Here is an 18,986-nt window from a genome sequence, read left to right as displayed (position 1 = left end):
AAGTGGGCTTGGAGCATAAAAATTCCCTCCAGTTGCTGCCTACTTTAAGTTTAGCAACAACTTAAGGGAACATAGCGTCAGCTTTAGGATTGATGATTTGCTTGTAAATATCCAAGCTGACAAGTGTCGAAAGGCTATTGACACCACTGTTGAACGAGCTCATGACAGCACCGAACAATACTGTAATTTTTAGCATTAAGGCCTCTGTTGCTAATATATCCATGAAAAGGCTTGCCAAATCCATGATATGTAAACTCCAACTAATATCTGCAATTATGTGCTTGTAAACGATTTCATTAGTATAAATTTTACATGATCAGCAAGCTCAAATTTATGGCGATGATCATATTTGTTTATCTTATTATCAGGTAAGCTATCTTTACTCATTTTCATCGTAGTGATCTAACAATGGTTATTGATATTCTCAGGAATTTAACTGATCACATAGAAACTGTCGCCGTGTGCAAAAAACAAGCTGTTTATCATAATGGATTGTCTGCAAAAGGTTTTTACTATGTTGAACAAGGGTTGGTCGGGTTATATCAAGTTTCTGAAAACGGAAAAGAATCGTTACTAAGGATCTATGGACCAGGCTCTTACTTTGGCTATCGCTCTCTGTTTACCGCACAAAGATACCCATCTACAGCCAGAGCGATGTTAGACAGCACTATTGTTCGGATAAATGTAAACGATTTTAAATCACTCGATACTATATCGCCGGATTTAGCTAGTTATTTAATGCAGGAAGTGTGTTTTGAATTAGGAGAAGCAGAAAAACGGCTGATGCAATTTAATGCCTTTAGTGCCAAGAAACGTATTCTCGATACGATTTTTTATATGTTTCAAACATACCCTGAATACCCTTGGACCTACCGTGAGATTGGCGAGTACAGCGGCACTGATACCACAACGGTTATTCGGTACTGCAAGATACTGAAAGGTATAGGAATATTAGAAAGAAACAGTCGCAAGCCACAACCTGTTAATCTGCAGCAATTGGCAGACTACCGTAAGTCACTACTAATTAAATAGATAACCAATGAAACGCATCAAACAACGACTCCCCAGACATACTTGGCGCAATGAAGGGGAAGCGCCTGATTACCGTTTTTCTCTAGCAAACGAGCGAACCTACCTGGCCTGGATACGTACAGCTCTTGCATTACTGGCCGGAGCTATCGGTATTGATCAGCTCACCCCCGACCTTGCCGATCCCCTTGTGCGAATGTTGCTCTCATCCTTTTTATGCCTTTGCTCAGGCCTTCTAGCCATTTTTGCATACCGCCGTTGGTCACAGAATGAAAAGGCTATGCGAACCAATGCCCAATTGAAATATACCGGTTTTCTCAAAATCATTAGCCTTATCATGTTATTTCTTACCGTTATAGTTATCTTGGTTATTCTATTATGACAAGGGATCCAGGCTTACAGCCAGAACGAACCGCCATGTCCTGGCTAAGAACCCAACTGGTTTTATTCGCACTGGGGCTACTATTTCTCAAAGTCACCGAACAAGGTGACATCACGGCTTTACCCGTAATAGGCGTAATTACGATGCTGTCGGCAATACTAGGAACATTTTACTGCCGCTATCGTTTTACTCAGGTATTCGACAATGACATGACGGTTTCAATCAAGGAGTGCTGGATTAAATCCTATCTGTCATTGCTGATTGCACTATTAGCAATTGGCTATTTTACCTATTTATGGGCCCCAAAAATTTAGGGGACTGAATGCATCGCTCTCATGGCTGCCACGTGCTGGCAATGACAAGTCGCTCATCTAGCTGGCAACCAGAATAAACTGGTTAGCTTATCAATATTGCCCAACCAAAGTGATTTAACCGTAAGCGCCCCACGATCCCACGTGGCGCGCTTTAATAATCGAAGTTCCAAGGAAGCAGCGAGTCGATATCCGGCTCAGGTTTGGCGAGCTCTTGCAGGCAGTGAACCATGTAGTTGTAAAGGATTAGGTCATTCGCTTTAGCCGTTTCGATGATGCTGTAGAGCATCGCACTTGCATCTGCACCTCGCGAGTTATCGGCAAAGAGCCAGTTCTTTCTCCCAATAACCAGCGACTTAATTGCACGCTCGGCACGATTATTATCGATAGATAAATGCCCGTCATCGATATAACGAACCAACTTCGGCCACTGTCTGTCCTCGGGTATATTTGATGGCCTTACCAAGCGCACTCGACTCAACTACTTTTTGGGTAGTAAGCCAGTGATGGATGTCATCTAATATTGGTTTTGCTTGAGTCTGCCTTGCTATCAGACGCTCCTCAGCCGTGCTGCCTTTCAGCCTCGTTTCCAATGCGTAAAGCTTCTGGATTTTCGCCAGAACTACGTCAGCTTTACCTGTCTTGCCTTTACCCTTCAGGTTTTTAGCGTCCATGAACTTGCGACGAGCGTGAGCAAGGCAGCCCACATTGGTCACCTTATCGAGTCGGTCGTAAGCTGCATAGCCATCACTTTGAAGGTAACCATGGTAATCACCTAAGAAGGCCGCAGGGCAAGCACTTGCCCGACTATTTTGATAGTCGAACAAGACGATGTTTCTTGTACCATCAACACTGGCTTTGGGGGAGTCTGCGCCCGAGCAGTAGAGCCACATATATGCCTGCTTCTCTTCTTTGAGCACATTGAGTGGAGTTTCATCGGCGTGAACAACAACTTGTTTAAGAAGATGACGTTTGAGCACCTGGTAAAGCGGTGCGAACTGCTCACTCACCTGTATTACCCACCTTGCCATCGTGGTTCGAGAGAGCTCGATACCCGATTGGCTGAACAACGTCTCTTGACGATAGAGTGGTAGCGCATATTGATATTTGCCGAGGATAATATTGGCAAGCAAGCTTTCTGTGGCGAAGCTTTTCGGGATGATGCTTTGTGGTGATGGCTTCTGATGTATTTGGCTTTGGTCAGCTTGCTGCTCACACTGGCGACACGCATATTTAGGTCGAACATACTCAAGCACTTTTAGTACCGCTGGGGTGAACTCGAGTTTTTCACTGCAGTCCTCACCGATTTTATGCAGCTCACCTTGGCAGCAAGGGCACTGCTTTTCCTGCTCATCAAGGTCAAGAACGATACGCTCACGCGGTAGGTCTTTGGGCAGTGGTTTGCGCTTGCCTCGCGGCTTGGTGGTTTTCGGTGAAGTGACTTGCGTCTCTTCCTCTTTCACTAACTCAGACTCTGCCTCGTTAAACAGGTCGCCTTGCGCCTCATCGTAAGGCTTTAGGGCCTCTGAGCGTTTTGCGAACTGGCGCTCAAGCGCTAGCTTGAACTGCTCTATCAAGGAAGATTTATCAGCCATCAATGCTCTTACCATCGCTTGAAGCTCGGCAACATCTTGGCTTTCTGGGTTAATGTTAGGTGTCGTTTTCATGGCATTTATTATACTAAACGCACATGATAAAAGCCTGATAGATAAGCCTTTTGTTATGATTAACTCATTGTAAAATCGTGTATTTCAACCGCTTTGTGGCCAATAATAGTGAAGCCAGAGAGCAACCTATCAAGCTCAAAATCGCTCAAGCTGAAGACCGCATTCTTCTCTTTCGAGGGCCATTTGAACTTGGCTTTTTCAAGGCGCTTATACCAGAGTGCGAAGCCAGTTTTATCCCAGTACAGTACTTTAACTTTGTCACGTTGTTTATTGGTGAAGAGGAACAAGGAGCCTGAGCCTAGAGGCAGATCGGTCTCAGATTCAATGATGGCAGCTAAACCATTAATCGACTTGCGGAAGTCGACAGCCTCTCGATACAGATAGATGTTTGGCGCACTGAGCATTCTTTTCACGATAGCGCTCCAATCAACTCCGCAATATAGGAAGCTGGCGTACCCGGCGGTATGCTGAGTTCAACCTCACCCAAAGAGAGTGTCATATTCGCTACTGGCGTGTGCACCGATTGATAGTGGGTGGTCTTTTCGATTAATTGTGCTTTAACGAAGCCGCTGTGTTGGTTGGTACTTATTTGCTGTAGCCGTTGCCGCTTAGCGAAAAAGGTCGATGGACTGAGATTGTTCTGCTCACAAAAGGCACGTTGAGTGAGTTCGCTCGCTTCGTATTGCTCGAATAATGCATGCCATTCCTGGTCACTGCGTCGTTTAGCCATGATCTTACCTCCGTGTTGGTGAAGTAAGATCATAATTGGGGACTGAGGCTATTAGAATGCGGTGTTTATGGGGCGCTTACGAAACAGTAGGCCTTTTCTACAAATGGATTTAGATGAGCGCAACTAATCTGAATAATCTTACACATAGGCTTCAGAGTTAAAGAACAAGAAAGATATCAAAGCCACCCGACGACTCAACTTCTGTAGTGTTTGATTTATGATATTCGGAAAAGAAAAAAGGCTTACAAGCTAAGCTTGTAAGCCTTTAATTTGATGGTGCCCCGGGCCGGACTTGAACCGGCACAACGCGAACGTCGAGGGATTTTAAATCCCTTGTGTCTACCAATTCCACCACCAGGGCACGCAATTCATTGCGATGCGCTAACTGAAAAGTTAAACACCATCTTTACCTTACCGCTGTTGCCGTAAGAATTATGTTTGGAGCGACACACGAGGTTCGAACTCGTGACCTCAACCTTGGCAAGGTTGCGCTCTACCAGCTGAGCTAGTGTCGCAGTAGTCTTTCTAGGGTTTGCCTTGAAGACGAGATGTACTTTAACCGATTACAGAAATGAGTCAATACGTTTTTTTAGTCTTTTGATTCAACTGGATAAAACTCGATCAACACCCTGCAATATGTCACATTTTTCAACCAGAATTTTCTAAGTGACTCTCTTTCTTCATCGTAAAAAAGCAGCCCGGCGGTGTAGGCTGGGCTGCAACATTATTTAATCAGATTACGCTTTTGCTTCTGGATGAGCAGGCAAGCGAATGGAGATAATCGTTGTCACGAGCAAGAAAGCGACGGATACCCACAAGCACGCAGCTAGACCTGCCATTTGATATATCAAACCAGAGAGTATGGTACCAATCAGTCGGCCCATGGCATTGGCCATGTAATAGAAGCCGACATCCAACGACACCCCGTCATCTTTAGCGTAACTGACAATCAGATAAGAATGCAGTGAAGAGTTAATGGCAAAGACCGCACCAAAGATCAACAAACCAACAACGATGGTTAATTCCGGCTGCCAGTTGAGCTGCACACCCAGTGCTACTGCAATGGTAATAATGCTTAGCAACCCAGCCCACCCCATCGCGGCGCGGCCATCCGGAACCGTCCCTTTGGCTTTACCGGTAATTTTAGGGGCAATACCCTGAACAAAACCGTAAGCAATTACCCACAGTGCCAGAAAGCCACCCACCATGGTGTGGTCCCAATCAAAAACCTGACTCAAGTAGATCGGCAGTGCGACAACAAACCAGACATCCCTCGCCCCGAATAGGAACATGCGGGCAGCAGAGAGAATATTGATGCTCGAGCTTTTCGAGAAAATCTGCTTGAACTTGATCTTATTTTTAGCCTTACCCATGTCTTTTTCAAGTGACACAAGGCTTAAGATAAGCACTAATGTTAGTACAACTGCCATTGCCAGCACTGCACCTTTGAATCCAATCACGGCTAAAAGCAGACCGCCGATGAAAAAGCCAGCTCCTTTGAGGGCATTTTTCGAGCCGGTAAGGATCGCAATCCACTTATACAAAGCACCCTGTTGATCGCCGGGTACCAGCGTTTTGATTGCGCTCTTGGCACTCATTTTATTCAGATCTTTGGCTATACCCGATAAGGCCTGCGCCAACATGACCCAAGGAACAGTTAAATATGCTGATGGAACTGCAAGCATAACCAACGCACCAACCTGCATCGCCAAACCAATATTCATGGTACGGTTCAAGCCCAGCTTAGCCCCTAACCAGCCGCCAATTAAGTTGGTCACCACTCCAAAGAATTCATAGAACAAGAAGAGAGAGGCGATTTGAAGAGAAGAGTAGCCTAACTGGTGGAAATGCAGCACCACCAACATGCGCAATGCGCCGTCGGTAATGGTGAAGTTCCAGTAATTGAATGTCACCAGCATGTACTGGCGAACGTCTTTGGAGAGGTTGGCAATAGCCGAAATCATGCAATAACTCACTTCTACTGTTTGTTGCTAAGGCCAGTCCACGATATGTTTAGCGTGGACTGGCCCATTGGAGAACGCTTTACTTATGCCAAGCCAACCTTACGGATCAGTTCAGAAGTACGTGTTGCGTAACCCATTTCGTTGTCATACCAAGCGTAGATTTTTACCATGCGGTCGTTAACAACCATCGTTGATAGCGCGTCAACGATAGTCGAGCGCTGGTCGCCTTTGTAGTCAATAGACACTAGCGGACGGTCTTCGAAACCAAGGATACCGGCTAGCTCATTTTCAGACGCTTCTTTAAGCGCGGCATTCACTTCTTCAGCAGTAACGTCACGGCTCAAGTCAAAAATGATATCGGTCAGAGAAGCATTCGCCAGCGGTACGCGAACAGCGTGGCCGTTAATCTTACCTTCTAGCTCTGGGAAGATATCCACGATAGCCTTGGCTGAACCGGTTGTAGTTGGGATAAGGCTCATGCCACAAGCGCGAGCACGGCGTAGATCTTTATGCGGCGCATCAAGAATAGTCTGAGTGTTGGTCAGATCGTGAATAGTCGTGAACGACGATTGCTCAATACCAAATTTTTCGTGGATAACCTTAACAACAGGTGCAATACAGTTAGTCGTACAAGATGCAGCTGTCACAATCTGGTGCTTATCGGCATCAAACAGGTAATCATTCACACCTACAACAACGTTCAGAACGCTGTCATCTTTAACAGGGGCTGAAACAACAACACGCTTAACACCCTGTGCCAAGTACTTGTTTAGGTTTTCCATCTGACGGTGAACACCGGTTGCTTCCAGTACAACGTCACAGCCAGACCAATCTACCGCATCGATGTCACGCTCTTGGGTACAGCTGATCACAGCATCGCCGATCTGCATGGATTGTCCGTCAGAAGTAACAGCATGATGCCAACGGCCTTGGACTGAATCAAACTCTAACAGGTGAGCCAATGTTTTTGCATCGCCCGCTACGTCATTGATCTGGACAAACTCAACCTCGTCCCAATCAAACGCTGCACGCAACGCCAAACGACCAATACGACCAAAACCGTTAATACCTACTTTGATAGCCATAATCCATTTTCCTTAAACCGTAAACTTTAATATATGATAATTCGTATATATGGTATATCGGATATACTAGCCAGTTCAGAGCTACTTTTCCAGATCTTTTTCAGATTATTTATTGCATCGCTGGTGTGATTCATCGATTTAACTAACATCACAAAGCAGATTATAGCTGCGCCGCGTCTAGGTACCTGAAGCTATACCACAGATATAAAAATGCCCTGCATTGCAGGGCATTAAATTAGATGTATTATGACTATCGGGTTTACTTGTATTGCTGGATGTAGTCAATATGAGGTTGACGCTGGAAAGCTCCAGGGCGCAGCGCTTGGATCTTCTCAATAGTAGAGGTTAATTCTGCACCGCGAGATAGCATGATACGTGCTGCAATCAAACCGGTACGGCCTGAACCACCCATGCAGTGAACAGCAACCGCATCACCGTTATCTAAAATAGCCTGAGCTGCTTTATTGGCTTCAGGGAAGTTAGCATCAAATTGCGCCTCCGGTGCGCAGTCATCTTCAATTGGAAGATGGAACCAACGCATACCTAGGCCACGGCATTCTTCAGCCAAAGCCTCCAAGCCCCCCTCAGGGAGATCTTCAGGCTCCAATGCCGTCAATACTGCGGTTGCGCCGGCTTCTTTCAATTGCACAAGAGAATCATGCAGTGATACTTCTTTTGTGCCTGGACATGGGGTTAGTAGCAGTGTGCCGCTATCTTCTAAAGGCAGCGTCCAGAACGGGTGTGTATTTGACATATTTGCACCTATAAATAAGTAACTTAGTTCTAATTAATCTCATCAACCGCTCGGTCACACCAACCTAAGTCATACGACCGAGCGTTTGTATAATCATCGAATGCTAGATGCCTAGCTCAATTTGCTAAAGCCCGGCTTTTTTCGCTCACTACGCTGGCTGAGCTTTATCTTCTCGCCATTGATCATACCGGAATTACCATTTCTCACTGTTGCAAGTATATGGCGGATCCAGATCGGAAGCTCTTTGGCTAAATAATAGAAGATCCACTGCCCTTCCCGCTGGGTTTCCAATACACCGCCATCGCGCAGCAAAGCAAGGTGGCGAGAGACCTTCGGTTGACTAACATCAAGCACGTCGACCAAGTCACCAACAGTGAGTGCCTGTTCATCTTCAATTAACATCAGAATACGGAGGCGAAGTGGATCACTAAGAATTTTAAACAGCTCAACGGGACCAATTACCGAGTCCTGATCTTGCCCATTAAGCATCAAGAACAAAGTAATCCGACCTTCTAAACCATCAAGTGTATCGCGGAAAGGTTGATCACCGCTTTGAGGTTTGGGATCTTTGAAGTCCCAATGAAGAAGTGCGTCTGAATCCGGAAACAGAGCACACTCATTACTGGCTTTATCACAAAGCGTAATAACCGTATCGAAATGCTGTCCTTCAAGATCTACTGCAGAACAGCTTTTCAAATTATCGCTATTAATGCCGCGCTCAGCCAATACACGGTATACACGAGGGTCTACTTCCTCTGGCGCCATCCCTGCACTAACAACGTCGTAATGCTCGCCCGCCATGTGCCTCATTGTGGCTTCGGCTAATTGAGAGCGGGCTGAGTTTCCGGTACATAAAAATAAAATACGTTTCATGTGACTCGCGGCAAGTGAATTACATATGGAAAGCATTATATATGCTTTACCTTATATGTAAATCCCTTGATGAATGAATGGCAGTAATTCAATAACGTTAAACAGTATGCTTGAGTACCCACTCACTCACTTTTGCTGCCACGGCAGGGTGGTTGAGCAAATCGAGATGGTCCACTCCTCCAACAACCCACTTATGATCATCAGGGTAATTCAGAGCCAGTACACCTTTCGAGCTATTAGCCAATGCACTTGCTACAGGGACGAGTCCATCACCGAGGCGGCGATTATTCTCATCCTCGATATTCTTTCCAAGGCAAGACGCAATCGCGTAGCACTGGACACTATCCGGTAGCGTAGGACGCTGGATAAGCGCGGTACCCACGGCCTTGTCTTGATCAGGTTGCTTCACCGGGATATCAGGAACTTGCCAGTCTTCATGAACAATATAGCCTCGACTGAGATCTTTACTACCGCTACTGCGGATCTCACCCAATTTTTTGAGAAACTTCAGTTGCGGTGTACCAGAGACTTGTTCGTCGATCCAACAGGCGACCTTGGCCAACGGTGCACCATTGTGCGGTGTCCCTAGGGTGATAAATGTACGTAGTACGTTCAGCCACTGTAACTGGTTGAGCCCTGCATAGTAACAAGCACTGCGGGTTACCAGTCCCCCCATGCTGTGACCAATAATCACCAACTCTTTGACTTCGCACGGCCAAGCCTGCAGCAATTTTTCTAACCGATAGGCAAACTCTTCACCATTTAAGGAGATGTGATTACCTGTGTTGTACCACAAGTAAATTGCTGAATAGCCAGCATTAAGAAATTGCTTACCGTGATCATGCCCTTTCCTGATCCAACCTTTATCGGCCATACACCAACCATGGACACACAACACAATACGACTCGACGCCTCTGGCAATTGAGCTTCCAGTTCTTCGGGTTCATCACTTAGATGCTGGGTATGGTCAGTAAACACCATAGGGATGGCAAACCGGCTATTCCTTTGGAGCAAATGGTCTCCAACTATTCCATTGAAGCTTGCTAATAGCGCATCACTCTGTGCTGGCGGTAATCCATGCTCAAGCAAATCGACAACACGCTGTTTGGCAAACTCCGAATTTTCTATCACTTTGCTAGAAATATCGTCCTTGAGGCTTTTGAGCTTGTCGCTCCATTCATTTTTAGAAATCATTACTACCTCAAATACATTCCTTCTATATCGTTTGATATTAAGCATATGGGTTAGAATTAACAACCGATTTTAGCAGGTATAGATACTGGTATATCCAGTTTAAAAAAGGCACACAGAGGAGGGGTAATTAAATTTAACAACATATTATAATAGAATATAAAATTAGAATGTTCATACTAATGTTTATAATATATAAAAAGGCACAATGAAAATAATTTCACCGTGCCAATCAATTTATTATCATTACCTACTTAAGCAACACAGCCTTTAACTGTTTCTTTGTTTGATTTCTTAATTGAAATATCATTTAAGATCATATCAGCGGCTTTTTCTCCAATCATAATGGTTGGGGCGTTGGTATTGCCCCCCACTAAAGTGGGCATAATCGAAGCGTCGACAACCCGTAAACCTTGAACCCCATGAACACGAAGTCGCTCATCGACCACCGCCTGCGCATCATGCCCCATTTTACAAGTGCCAACAGGGTGATAAATTGACTCGGCCTTTTGTCTGATAAACTCCGCCAGTTCTTCATCCGTCTGTACGTCCTTTCCAGGGAATACCTCTTTGCCACGGTAATGGTTAAAGCCATCTTGCTTTAAGATTTGTCGTGACAACTTGATGGCTTTAAGCATCACGTCCATGTCTTCTGGGTGACTTAAGTAATTGGCTGTAATACGTGGCGGCGCCAACGGGTCGGCACTGTTCAACCCCAAGCTACCACGACTTTTCGGGCGCAGATTACAAGCATGTAGCGAGTAACCATGCTTGATGGTTTGCCAGAGGTTCAAGCCATGGTTATCTAGATAACAAGGGGAGAAATGAAACTGGACATCCGGCTTATCAAGCTCGGGAGAGGTCTTAGCAAAACCACCCGCCTCAGCAATATTGGTAGTGAAGTTCCCCTTTCTAAACAATAGATAATCAAAAAGACCTTTGATTGAACGGGTTAACGCAACAGGCGAAAAACCGACCGAATGAAAGGTGCGCTCACGAGTCACCACCAGTACATCAAGGTGATCTTGAAGGTTCTTACCGACTCCCGGCAAGTGATGTTTTACTTCAATACCGTGTGCTTCCAGTTCTTGACGATCACCGACGCCAGATAGCATCAGTAACTGAGGGCTGTTAATCGCCCCCCCACTTAATATGACTTCTCTCTTTGCCGTGATCTGTTGCAGCTCACCCTCTTTTTGGTACTCAACACCAAACGCTTTACCCTCTTTAATCAGTACCTTAGTGGTTGTTGCATCGGTAATAATCGTCAGGTTCGGGCGCTGTTCTGCCGGTCTTAAATACGCCACTGCCGAACTACAGCGCTGACCATTTCTTTGAGTGACCTGATAGTAGCCCACCCCTTCTTGTTCTTCACCGTTGAAGTCTGTTGAAACCCGATGGCCAGCCTGCTCAGCAGCGTTGATAAAGGCATCCGACAACGGATTATTTATCCTAAGATCAGAGACATGCAAAGGCCCATCAGCCCCATGATAATCATCTCCACCACGCTCTTGAGTTTCGGACTTCCTGAAGAAAGGCAACACATCAGCGAAACTCCAACCTCGATTACCAAGCGACGCCCACTCATCATAATCACTGGCATGGCCGCGGATATAACACATGGCATTTGAGGATGAACTGCCTCCCAACGTCTTGCCTCGCGGCCAGAACAACTGGCGGCTTTTCAAGTTTGGTTCTTGGTCGGTATAAAAGCGCCAGTTCATTTTCTTCGAGTGCATCATCCCTATAAGACCCAGAGGGACATGAACCACCGGACTACTATCTTTTGGGCCAGCCTCAATAAGGCAGACTTTTATAGACGGATCGGATGATAATCGATTTGCAAGCACGCATCCTGCCGAGCCGGCCCCTACAATAATGAAGTCATACATAACATTCCCTCAATGCAATATCCTTTATCAGCCAGCCAATTATTTAACCCAGTCTTTGTCATCTAATTTTAAGTGTTATTTAATCATAGTGTAGTTTATTTCTTTGTAGACAAATACAGTACAAGTTAGCATTTATTTTTTTGGTGAAAATAAAAAGTGATCCATATTAAACTTTTTGCATTTAATGCAAGACAAGAGCTCAGACCAGTGTGAATATGTATATGTTAAAGGAATAAAGCTATTACTAGCGTTCTCTTAATTCATAAACCTAATGGTTTACTCTAATCCATTGACTGGATAATTAGAGTTTTCATCAATTATCTCGGCACACTATTTCGTGCTGGCTAGGAACAAGTAAAGGAACACATCATGGCAGATTTAAAAACGAGTTTTGAACAAGCTCAAGTTGACGTAAAAGCACTGACTAAACGCCCATCTAACGACGAGCTACTCGCACTCTACTCTCTGTTCAAGCAAGCCACTGACGGTGACGTTAAAGGCAAGCGTCCAGGTATGTTTGATTTCAAGGGCGGCGCAAAATACGACGCTTGGGAAAAACTAAAAGGTATGGACGCAGATACTGCAATGCAGCAGTATGTAGACAAAGTTGGCGAACTGGCTGCAGCTTACGCTTAAGTCGCTTCTCCCTGACAAAAAAGGCCGCTATGCGGCCTTTTTTGTTACCTTATACCAATCTAGATAAGTCGTTGATCAAGTATTTTCACCTGCAAAGCTGATCAAATATTTATGTAGGTTGGTATAAATATCAGGTTGCTAACGTTCCTCGCTGGTCCCCATAGATAGAAAAAAGCTAGGCCAATTTACACTGGCCTAGCTTTCAGTTTTCATCTTACAGCAGTACGGAACTAGCTAGCGCTCTTGGTTTTTCTAACCTTAACCACTCGCTTTTGCGTTGTGGCTTTCGGAGCATTGTTCAGCTCATCTTGATTTTTAGCCGGCGTTTCCGGATTAATCTCAACCGTTGCTGATAGCATTTCAGTCAATTTTGCCAGTTGTTTTTCGAGCTCTTCAACTTTACGCTGTTTTTGCTGATAAAGCTGCTCAAACTCATCATCTTCTGGAGTTAGAGATTCCTGGGCCGCTTCAACAGCAAGCTCGACCGCTAATGACTCATCATGCTGGTAACCCAACTGCTCGGCAACTGCCTGCGCAGCCGTTTCCATCACTTCTTGCTCGATTTCAGCAAACGCATCACACATGTAGTCCGTGATCACCTCAAAGCCCGGTAGCGATTGGTTACACGCCACCAGCGAAAAGTACATCATGCCAGCGTTACTGAAGAAGGTGATATTCAGCGTCTGCCCCGGCATCAGCAATGATACTGGGTACTGCTCGCACACCTTGGCCCCCATGAAATAAAGCTCTTCTTTGGCCCCAGGAACATTGGAGATCAACAGGTTACTAGCAGGTGGAATAAAATTATTCAGACCGAACTTACCACTGAACAGAGAAACACCATTTACCAATAACGAGTAATTGATGTACGCATCCGGTGAAATATTCAGCGCTTCATTTTTCAGATCCGTGGTTGCATGCTGAATAGACTCCAGGCGTTCAAGCGGTGATAAACCCTGTTTACCTAGCTCAACATGACCAATCGACATCTTATTGCCAGGTTTCCCTTCTTCCCCAGCTGAACGTAGATTGATAGGCATCATAGCTACCAATGGCTTACGGATAGGGATAGCACGATCATTAAGATAGCGGTTAAGCGCGATATCACTGATGGTAAACAGGATATCGTTCATTGACGCCCCAGTGATCCGACTGATGTGCTTAAGCTGAGAAATGGAGAAGTGACCGAGGCTAACTGCTCGGCTACGCTTAGGGCTCAGATTAAACGGTGTTTTAGGTGCAGTGAATGGCACCTTCAAATCACAATCAGCGAGATTCACTGCTTTGAGTGCCAATTTACTTCCCAAGCGGAACATGGATGGGATCAACGAGATCTGCTTGGTGGCAGCCACCGCCGTTTTCATTACCATATCGGTTAGGTGAGATTCCTCACGGCGTTGGCGCGGTGTTTTTCTCAAGTCACATTGCCACAGAGGCTTAGTGAATGACTCTTCAACCGATGTTGCACAGCTTTGCGTAAATATTTTACTGGCCTTCACACCGTCGGCCATTGAATGGTGAACTTTCAGTACCAGCGCTACTCGGCTATTTTCTAGCCCGCCAATCACCCAGACTTCCCACATTGGACGGCTACGATCCAGTACTTGGCTATGTAAGCGACCAACAACCTGCTGCAACTGCTGTTCGTTGCCGGGGGAAGGAAGCATGGTGATGCGAAGGTGATCTTCCAAGTTTACGTTATTGACCGTACTCCAACTTGGACGGCCCGTCAGTGACCAGTTGAGCTTCCAGTTAAATGGCGGGACCATTTCTGGCTGCTGCAAAAAACTGGCGTAAAGTTCTTGGGCGTAAGTCCCTGCATGATCTTTGGGTGGGTCAAGAATAACCAAGCCAGTAACATGCATAGGGGTTTTTGCCGTTTCAAAGGCAATGAAGCTGAAATCCAGCAGAGACAAACTCGGCATAAATCTTTTCCTTTTTTGCGTTTTGGCATGGTCTGATTGATAACGTTAACTGCCCGTTAATCACGTTGTGGGGCTAACACCACCAATCAAGGTCTGTCCCTTTGCCATTGTCGCTTAATGTGTACAATCCGTTACTTTGCAGCCAGTTTTTCTACAATATCTTGTAGGTGATCGACTTTCTTCTCAAAGTTACTCATACGATCACGGTCAATACCGCAGGTTGCATTAAAGCCGCGATTAAATTGCGATTCAGCCTGGCCGAACAATCCGCGCTTCGTATCTTGAATACGCTCAACCATTTCAGTTTCCACCTCACTGCCTTTAGAAACCAAATCTTGCAGTTGCTTAGTCATCATATGCTGCGCCATACCGACTTGCTCGGCACCCTTGCTGTATGCACCAAGCCCAGCCCAAATCACAGTGCGAACTGAAGATTCACCCATCTGGGTGGCCGATTTAACACTACCAATAAGTTTTTTAGGGTTAATCATCATTTTATCCTCAACAAATCAGAGAGATGTAGTACCCAAATAACTTGGGAATACTCGATGCTTCAACCCTACCAAGGAAAATTAGATCAATCTTTCTAATTCAAGGAAGGAGTTGGAAAGTCGCTCACACATCTTTCCACTTCTGAAAACAATAACTTCAGCGCATACCGATACACTAACAATACTCATTGCGCATACGCGTGACAAAAGTCCCAAAACAGGACAACGAGAAAATTTTGGGGCTTTTTTGTCCAAAAATAGAGTGAACGCTCTAAGTTCAGGGGTAACAATGGGGAGATAACAACAATAAGAACTTATATGAATAACATCGAACAAGGAATGCACTATGTCAGTTTTAGAAATCAACGATTCATCATTCCCAACCCCACCCCTTGAAACGTCTGTACACACCACACAAGCTCCCGCTACTGTTGTTGCCACACCAGATGAAATGGTTGATCAGATAATTGCAACTGTGGGTAAGGATATTGTGTTGGGTGCCCCGCTTGCTATCGGCAAGCCAGTAAGCTTTGTTAATGCGCTTTATCAACGAGCCAAGAAAGACCCGAGTATCAATCTTCGTATCGAAACTGGGATCACCCTTGAGAAACCCGTTGGCAAAAGTAAAATTGAGCGCGGCTTCCTAGAACCTTTTGTTGCCCGTGAATTTGCTGATGTGCCAGACATCGATTACGTCATGGATCTTCGTGCAGGCAAAGTACCAAGCAATGTCACCATCAGCGAGTTCTTCTTCAAAGCTGGCAGCTTCATGAACTCGCCACAACAGCAGAACTACACCTCGACTAACTACACCCACGCTGTTCGTGACTTGCTTGATAAAGGTGTTAATGTCATCGGTCAATTGGTTGCCGCCCGCACTATCGACGGCGTAACGACCTACAGTTTATGCAGTAACTCAGATCTCGCGTTGGATTTTATCCCTGAAATCGAAGAGCTAAATGCACAAGGCCGAAATATCGCCATTATCGGTGAGGTAAACAGCAATATGCCATTCATGCAAAATCATGCTGAAGTGGCTAGCTCTACATTTGATTTCATCTTGGATGGCAATATCCTGCCAGATCACAAAGACTACCAACTGTTTGCCGCGCCTCATGCCAGCATCTCAGCTGAAGATCATATGATTGGCCTTTATTCCAGCGCTCTAATCAAAGACGGCGGTACGCTTCAGGTTGGGATTGGTTCGCTCAGTAGCGCACTTAGCTATAGTGCCTTGGTACGCCACCAGAAAAACCGCATCTACAACAAGATGCTATCTGAGCTCAATATCTACGAAAAATTCCCTATCTGTAAAGAAGTGGGAGATACCGGCGTATTCGAACAAGGGCTTTACGGCTGTAGCGAACTGATGGTCGATGGTTTTGTGCACCTTTACCGGGCTGGGATCTTAAAGCGCGAAGTATTCGAAGATCTCACGATTCAACGCCTCCTCAATGATGGGCTGATTAGCCATGACGTCTCTGCAATCACATTGCTCGCACTATTAGAGCGAGAGGCGATTTCAGCCGAGTTAACTGCTGCAGATGTGGTATACCTGAAACGCTTTGGTATTTTCAACAACAACGTTGAGTACGTTGACGGTAAGCTAGTCACCAATGACGGAACCAGTAAAGCCAACATCCAAGACGAAGATGCTCTGGCATGGATCACCAAATACGCACTAGGCCAACGCCTCAAAGGTGGTACGGTCATGCACGGTGCTTTCTTTATTGGTCCGAAAGACTTCTACCAAGAACTGAATAACTTCACTCAGGAAGATCATGACAAGTTTTGCATGACCAGTGTGAATTATGTCAATGACTTGTACGATCACTTCCTTGGCAACCAACAGCTAAAACAAGCGCAGCGTCAACATGCTCGCTTTATGAACTCAGGTATGATGGTGACACTGGATGGCTCAGTGGTGTCTGATGCACTTGAAAACGGCCAAGTCGTCAGTGGTGTTGGTGGACAGTACAACTTTGTCGCCCAGTCTGGGCAAATGCGCGAGTCACGCTCTATCATCAAAATCCGTAGTTGCTCGTTCCGCAAAGGCAAATTACGCTCGAACATCCTATTCAACTATGGCCACAACACCATCCCACGCCAGTTGCGTGATATTGTGGTAACCGAATACGGTATTGCTAACCTACGAAGCAAGCCTGATCATGTGGTATACACAGAGTTGATCAAAATTGCCGACTCACGCTTCCAACAGCAACTTCTAGACGAAGCTAAAGCGGCGGGGAAAGTGGCTAAGGATTACCAAATCCCGAAAGAGTTCACCAACAACACCCCAGAAGCCATTCAAGCTTTCTACAAGAAGTACACCGACCAAGATATTTTCGGCCCATTCCCATTTGGTTGTAGCTTTACCGAGCAAGAGTTGAAACTGGGCAAAGCGCTAAAAGCGTTGAAGTCTAAGTGTTCAACACCAACAGGCAAGCTAAAAGCAATCGCTCAATCTTTGTCTGCACCGAAAGCAGGCCATGATGTAGACATTTTGCTTAAACGTGTTGGCCTCGACAAGCCTGAGAATCTTCAAGAAAAAATTACTCGCAAGTTAGTGATCGCTGAACTAGTGAAGTGATCAATGTGTTAATAAAAACTGGGCTCTCAACGGCCCAGTTTTCTTATATCGCAATAAAAAGCAATGAGGTATTCAATGTCGAAAAAAAGTAAAGAAATGGCACTGTGTCCATATGCTGCAATATGGGGATGCCCAAAGTGTCCAGTGAAAAAAATCTGCCCAGGAAAAACGACCATCGGTGACCAACCGATAAAACGTAAGGAAGATTCAGACAAGTAAACCGCAATTCTATCTCCCAGATGCTGCCCTACCAGCATCTGGGATTCATACAGCTCCTGTCTCGCGTACTCTCTCACTATTACTATCTCACCGATTATAAACTGCTAAATATCATGTTGTTTCTTCTGGCACATCATTTACATTAGTGACTATATTTAAAATAAAACCACCCATAACACAACCATTGAGGTGGTGGGTATCAGTGAGGGGAAGCTATGGAAATGATGAAGGTCATTCTACCGAGCAAGTCGATTTAATCTTTGCCATGCAATTAGCTGGCGCCATCTTTTTGGGCAGCTTAATCGTTCAGTGCCTGCTTGCCCTTTCTGGCTTTGCCTTCAAGGATGATGACAGCATCACCTTTCCTTTCTATCTAACCTCAGATCGGTTTAAGCCATCGCCATCAACCCTGATTGCTCAGTGCTAGTGATGTTTAGCGATGGCTTTTCTGGCTTTAAACAATAAGCAATTAATCCACCGAGTAGATTAAGCATGAACCCGTGCAAACTTCGATGTCGTGAATGCTCTATCTGAGAGATATTTTTCAGTTGGTCATTAATCGTTTCAATTATGAACCTTTTTGACATCATAGCTCTATCCCAAGCGGCTAATACCTTAGGTTTCATATTCTTACGGTGAGTGGTAATGAGAGTGATCCCTTCATCTTTTAAATCCTCAGTCAGTGCTTTGCTGATATAACCTTTATCAGCATAAAGCTTGTCGAGTAACCCTTTAGATAGCTCTCGAACGGGCTTTCGGTCATCCGTATTTGCTGGTGTTAACTTGGCTGCGACAATATCACCTAGATGATTAGTGATAATATGAAGCTTAAAGCCATAGAACCACCCCATGGTACCTTTGCCTCGTGCCGCAGTTCCTTTAAACACTTTGTGCCGTGGGATACGTAGGTTATGACAAACCTTAATGCTTGTAGAATCAATAAATTCAATACCGGTTGGCATACCTTTGACATGAGTGAAAAAAGAGCTCAAAGGAACGAGTACTGACGGCATCACTTCAAGAAAACGTGTGTAGCTGAGTAAAGTGGGGAAATCACTTTTATAGTGACGTTGGATAAGACCAAGATAAAAGTTTTTAAAATCACGCTGATGTGACATATGGAAAGCGATAATAATCGTCATTATTTCACTTTCAGACATACGACCTTTGCGGTTTCGCTTACGCTCACCGCTTTCAAGCTGAAGTTTTTGCCACTGAGGTAGAAAAGCCTTACAAAAGTCATCGA

The 18,986-nt window shown here is 45.2% G+C and carries 19 protein-coding genes, 2 tRNA genes and 1 pseudogene; 7 read left to right on the top strand and 15 right to left on the bottom strand.

Annotated features, from left to right (window positions below; all coding sequences use genetic code 11):
- Nucleotides 1-61: 61 nt before the first annotated feature.
- On the bottom strand, nucleotides 62-223 hold the full coding sequence (locus NHN17_RS22445) for a sodium:solute symporter family transporter (protein WP_255044881.1): 162 nt from the start codon (nucleotides 221-223) through the stop codon (nucleotides 62-64).
- A 185-nt stretch (nucleotides 224-408) separates the two neighbouring features.
- Between NHN17_RS22445 and NHN17_RS22440 the strand changes: the two genes are divergently transcribed.
- Genes NHN17_RS22440 through NHN17_RS22430 form a run of 3 tightly spaced genes read left to right on the top strand, consistent with a single transcriptional unit; the run spans nucleotide 409 to nucleotide 1,725 of the window.
- Nucleotides 409-1,032 (top strand): Crp/Fnr family transcriptional regulator, encoded by a 624-nt coding sequence (locus tag NHN17_RS22440; protein WP_255044879.1) that lies wholly within the window; start codon nucleotides 409-411, stop codon nucleotides 1,030-1,032.
- A 7-nt stretch (nucleotides 1,033-1,039) separates the two neighbouring features.
- Nucleotides 1,040-1,411, top strand: a complete 372-nt coding sequence (locus tag NHN17_RS22435; RefSeq protein ID WP_255044878.1) for a YidH family protein — start codon at nucleotides 1,040-1,042, stop codon at nucleotides 1,409-1,411.
- A complete protein-coding gene (locus NHN17_RS22430; RefSeq protein ID WP_255044877.1) occupies nucleotides 1,408-1,725 on the top strand; it encodes a DUF202 domain-containing protein in 318 nt (105 codons plus the stop codon). The genes NHN17_RS22435 and NHN17_RS22430 overlap by 4 nt, the downstream gene beginning before the upstream one ends.
- Before the next feature lie 151 nt (nucleotides 1,726-1,876).
- Here the strand turns inward: NHN17_RS22430 and tnpC are convergent.
- The 11 genes and pseudogenes from tnpC to NHN17_RS22375 form a co-directional block, all read right to left on the bottom strand.
- Nucleotides 1,877-3,389, bottom strand: a pseudogene (gene tnpC, locus NHN17_RS22425) (IS66 family transposase).
- 59 nt (nucleotides 3,390-3,448) lie between these two features.
- Nucleotides 3,449-3,793, bottom strand: a complete 345-nt coding sequence (gene tnpB, locus NHN17_RS22420) for an IS66 family insertion sequence element accessory protein TnpB (protein ID WP_255044880.1) — start codon at nucleotides 3,791-3,793, stop codon at nucleotides 3,449-3,451.
- A 5-nt stretch (nucleotides 3,794-3,798) separates the two neighbouring features.
- Nucleotides 3,799-4,119, bottom strand: a complete 321-nt coding sequence (gene tnpA / locus NHN17_RS22415; RefSeq protein ID WP_255044876.1) for an IS66 family insertion sequence element accessory protein TnpA — start codon at nucleotides 4,117-4,119, stop codon at nucleotides 3,799-3,801.
- Nucleotides 4,120-4,393: 274 nt separating this feature from the next.
- A tRNA-Leu gene (locus tag NHN17_RS22410) sits at nucleotides 4,394-4,480 on the bottom strand.
- A 78-nt stretch (nucleotides 4,481-4,558) separates the two neighbouring features.
- Nucleotides 4,559-4,634 (bottom strand) — tRNA-Gly (locus tag NHN17_RS22405).
- Between the two features lie 222 nt (nucleotides 4,635-4,856).
- Entirely contained in the window at nucleotides 4,857-6,083 is a 1,227-nt protein-coding gene (arsJ, locus tag NHN17_RS22400) for an organoarsenical effux MFS transporter ArsJ (RefSeq protein WP_255044875.1), read from the bottom strand.
- 83 nt (nucleotides 6,084-6,166) lie between these two features.
- The gene (locus tag NHN17_RS22395; RefSeq protein ID WP_255044874.1) at nucleotides 6,167-7,168 is read right to left on the bottom strand and encodes an ArsJ-associated glyceraldehyde-3-phosphate dehydrogenase; all 1,002 of its coding nucleotides are present in this window, start codon (nucleotides 7,166-7,168) and stop codon (nucleotides 6,167-6,169) included.
- 259 nt (nucleotides 7,169-7,427) lie between these two features.
- Nucleotides 7,428-7,922 carry a phosphatase domain-containing putative toxin gene (locus NHN17_RS22390; RefSeq protein WP_255044873.1) on the bottom strand — a complete coding sequence of 165 codons (495 nt, stop codon included), beginning with the start codon at nucleotides 7,920-7,922 and terminating at the stop codon, nucleotides 7,428-7,430.
- 111 nt (nucleotides 7,923-8,033) lie between these two features.
- Nucleotides 8,034-8,795 (bottom strand): metalloregulator ArsR/SmtB family transcription factor, encoded by a 762-nt coding sequence (locus NHN17_RS22385; protein WP_255044872.1) that lies wholly within the window; start codon nucleotides 8,793-8,795, stop codon nucleotides 8,034-8,036.
- Between the two features lie 97 nt (nucleotides 8,796-8,892).
- Nucleotides 8,893-9,990 (bottom strand): PGAP1-like alpha/beta domain-containing protein, encoded by a 1,098-nt coding sequence (locus tag NHN17_RS22380; protein ID WP_255044871.1) that lies wholly within the window; start codon nucleotides 9,988-9,990, stop codon nucleotides 8,893-8,895.
- Nucleotides 9,991-10,241: 251 nt separating this feature from the next.
- Nucleotides 10,242-11,879 (bottom strand): GMC family oxidoreductase, encoded by a 1,638-nt coding sequence (locus NHN17_RS22375; RefSeq protein WP_255044870.1) that lies wholly within the window; start codon nucleotides 11,877-11,879, stop codon nucleotides 10,242-10,244.
- A 369-nt stretch (nucleotides 11,880-12,248) separates the two neighbouring features.
- Between NHN17_RS22375 and NHN17_RS22370 the strand changes: the two genes are divergently transcribed.
- On the top strand, nucleotides 12,249-12,515 hold the full coding sequence (locus NHN17_RS22370) for an acyl-CoA-binding protein (protein ID WP_255044869.1): 267 nt from the start codon (nucleotides 12,249-12,251) through the stop codon (nucleotides 12,513-12,515).
- 230 nt (nucleotides 12,516-12,745) lie between these two features.
- On the opposite strand, the gene NHN17_RS22365 is transcribed toward NHN17_RS22370, so the two are convergent.
- A complete protein-coding gene (locus NHN17_RS22365; protein ID WP_255044868.1) occupies nucleotides 12,746-14,440 on the bottom strand; it encodes a wax ester/triacylglycerol synthase family O-acyltransferase in 1,695 nt (564 codons plus the stop codon).
- Nucleotides 14,441-14,571: 131 nt separating this feature from the next.
- Nucleotides 14,572-14,934, bottom strand: coding sequence for a phasin-related domain-containing protein (locus NHN17_RS22360; protein ID WP_255044867.1), 363 nt, complete (start codon nucleotides 14,932-14,934; stop codon nucleotides 14,572-14,574).
- Between the two features lie 343 nt (nucleotides 14,935-15,277).
- Between NHN17_RS22360 and NHN17_RS22355 the strand changes: the two genes are divergently transcribed.
- The 3 genes from NHN17_RS22355 (at nucleotide 15,278) to NHN17_RS22345 (ending at nucleotide 18,167) form a co-directional block, all read left to right on the top strand.
- Nucleotides 15,278-17,521, top strand: a complete 2,244-nt coding sequence (locus NHN17_RS22355; protein WP_255044866.1) for an acetyl-CoA hydrolase/transferase C-terminal domain-containing protein — start codon at nucleotides 15,278-15,280, stop codon at nucleotides 17,519-17,521.
- A gap of 75 nt (nucleotides 17,522-17,596) precedes the next feature.
- Complete coding sequence (locus NHN17_RS22350; protein WP_255044865.1) at nucleotides 17,597-17,740, top strand: hypothetical protein; 144 nt, start codon at nucleotides 17,597-17,599, stop codon at nucleotides 17,738-17,740.
- 202 nt (nucleotides 17,741-17,942) lie between these two features.
- Nucleotides 17,943-18,167, top strand: a complete 225-nt coding sequence (locus NHN17_RS22345; RefSeq protein ID WP_255044864.1) for a hypothetical protein — start codon at nucleotides 17,943-17,945, stop codon at nucleotides 18,165-18,167.
- On the opposite strand, the gene NHN17_RS22340 is transcribed toward NHN17_RS22345, so the two are convergent.
- The coding region (locus tag NHN17_RS22340; RefSeq protein WP_255044863.1) for an IS982 family transposase at nucleotides 18,130-18,986 on the bottom strand (857 nt) is incomplete at its 5' end. The genes NHN17_RS22345 and NHN17_RS22340 overlap by 38 nt on opposite strands.

This window comes from Photobacterium pectinilyticum (genome assembly GCF_024357955.1).
GTDB classification, from domain to species: Bacteria; Pseudomonadota; Gammaproteobacteria; order Enterobacterales; family Vibrionaceae; genus Photobacterium; species Photobacterium pectinilyticum.
Note: the sequence above shows the minus strand (reverse complement) of the source record. Positions and strands in the feature narration are given on the sequence as shown.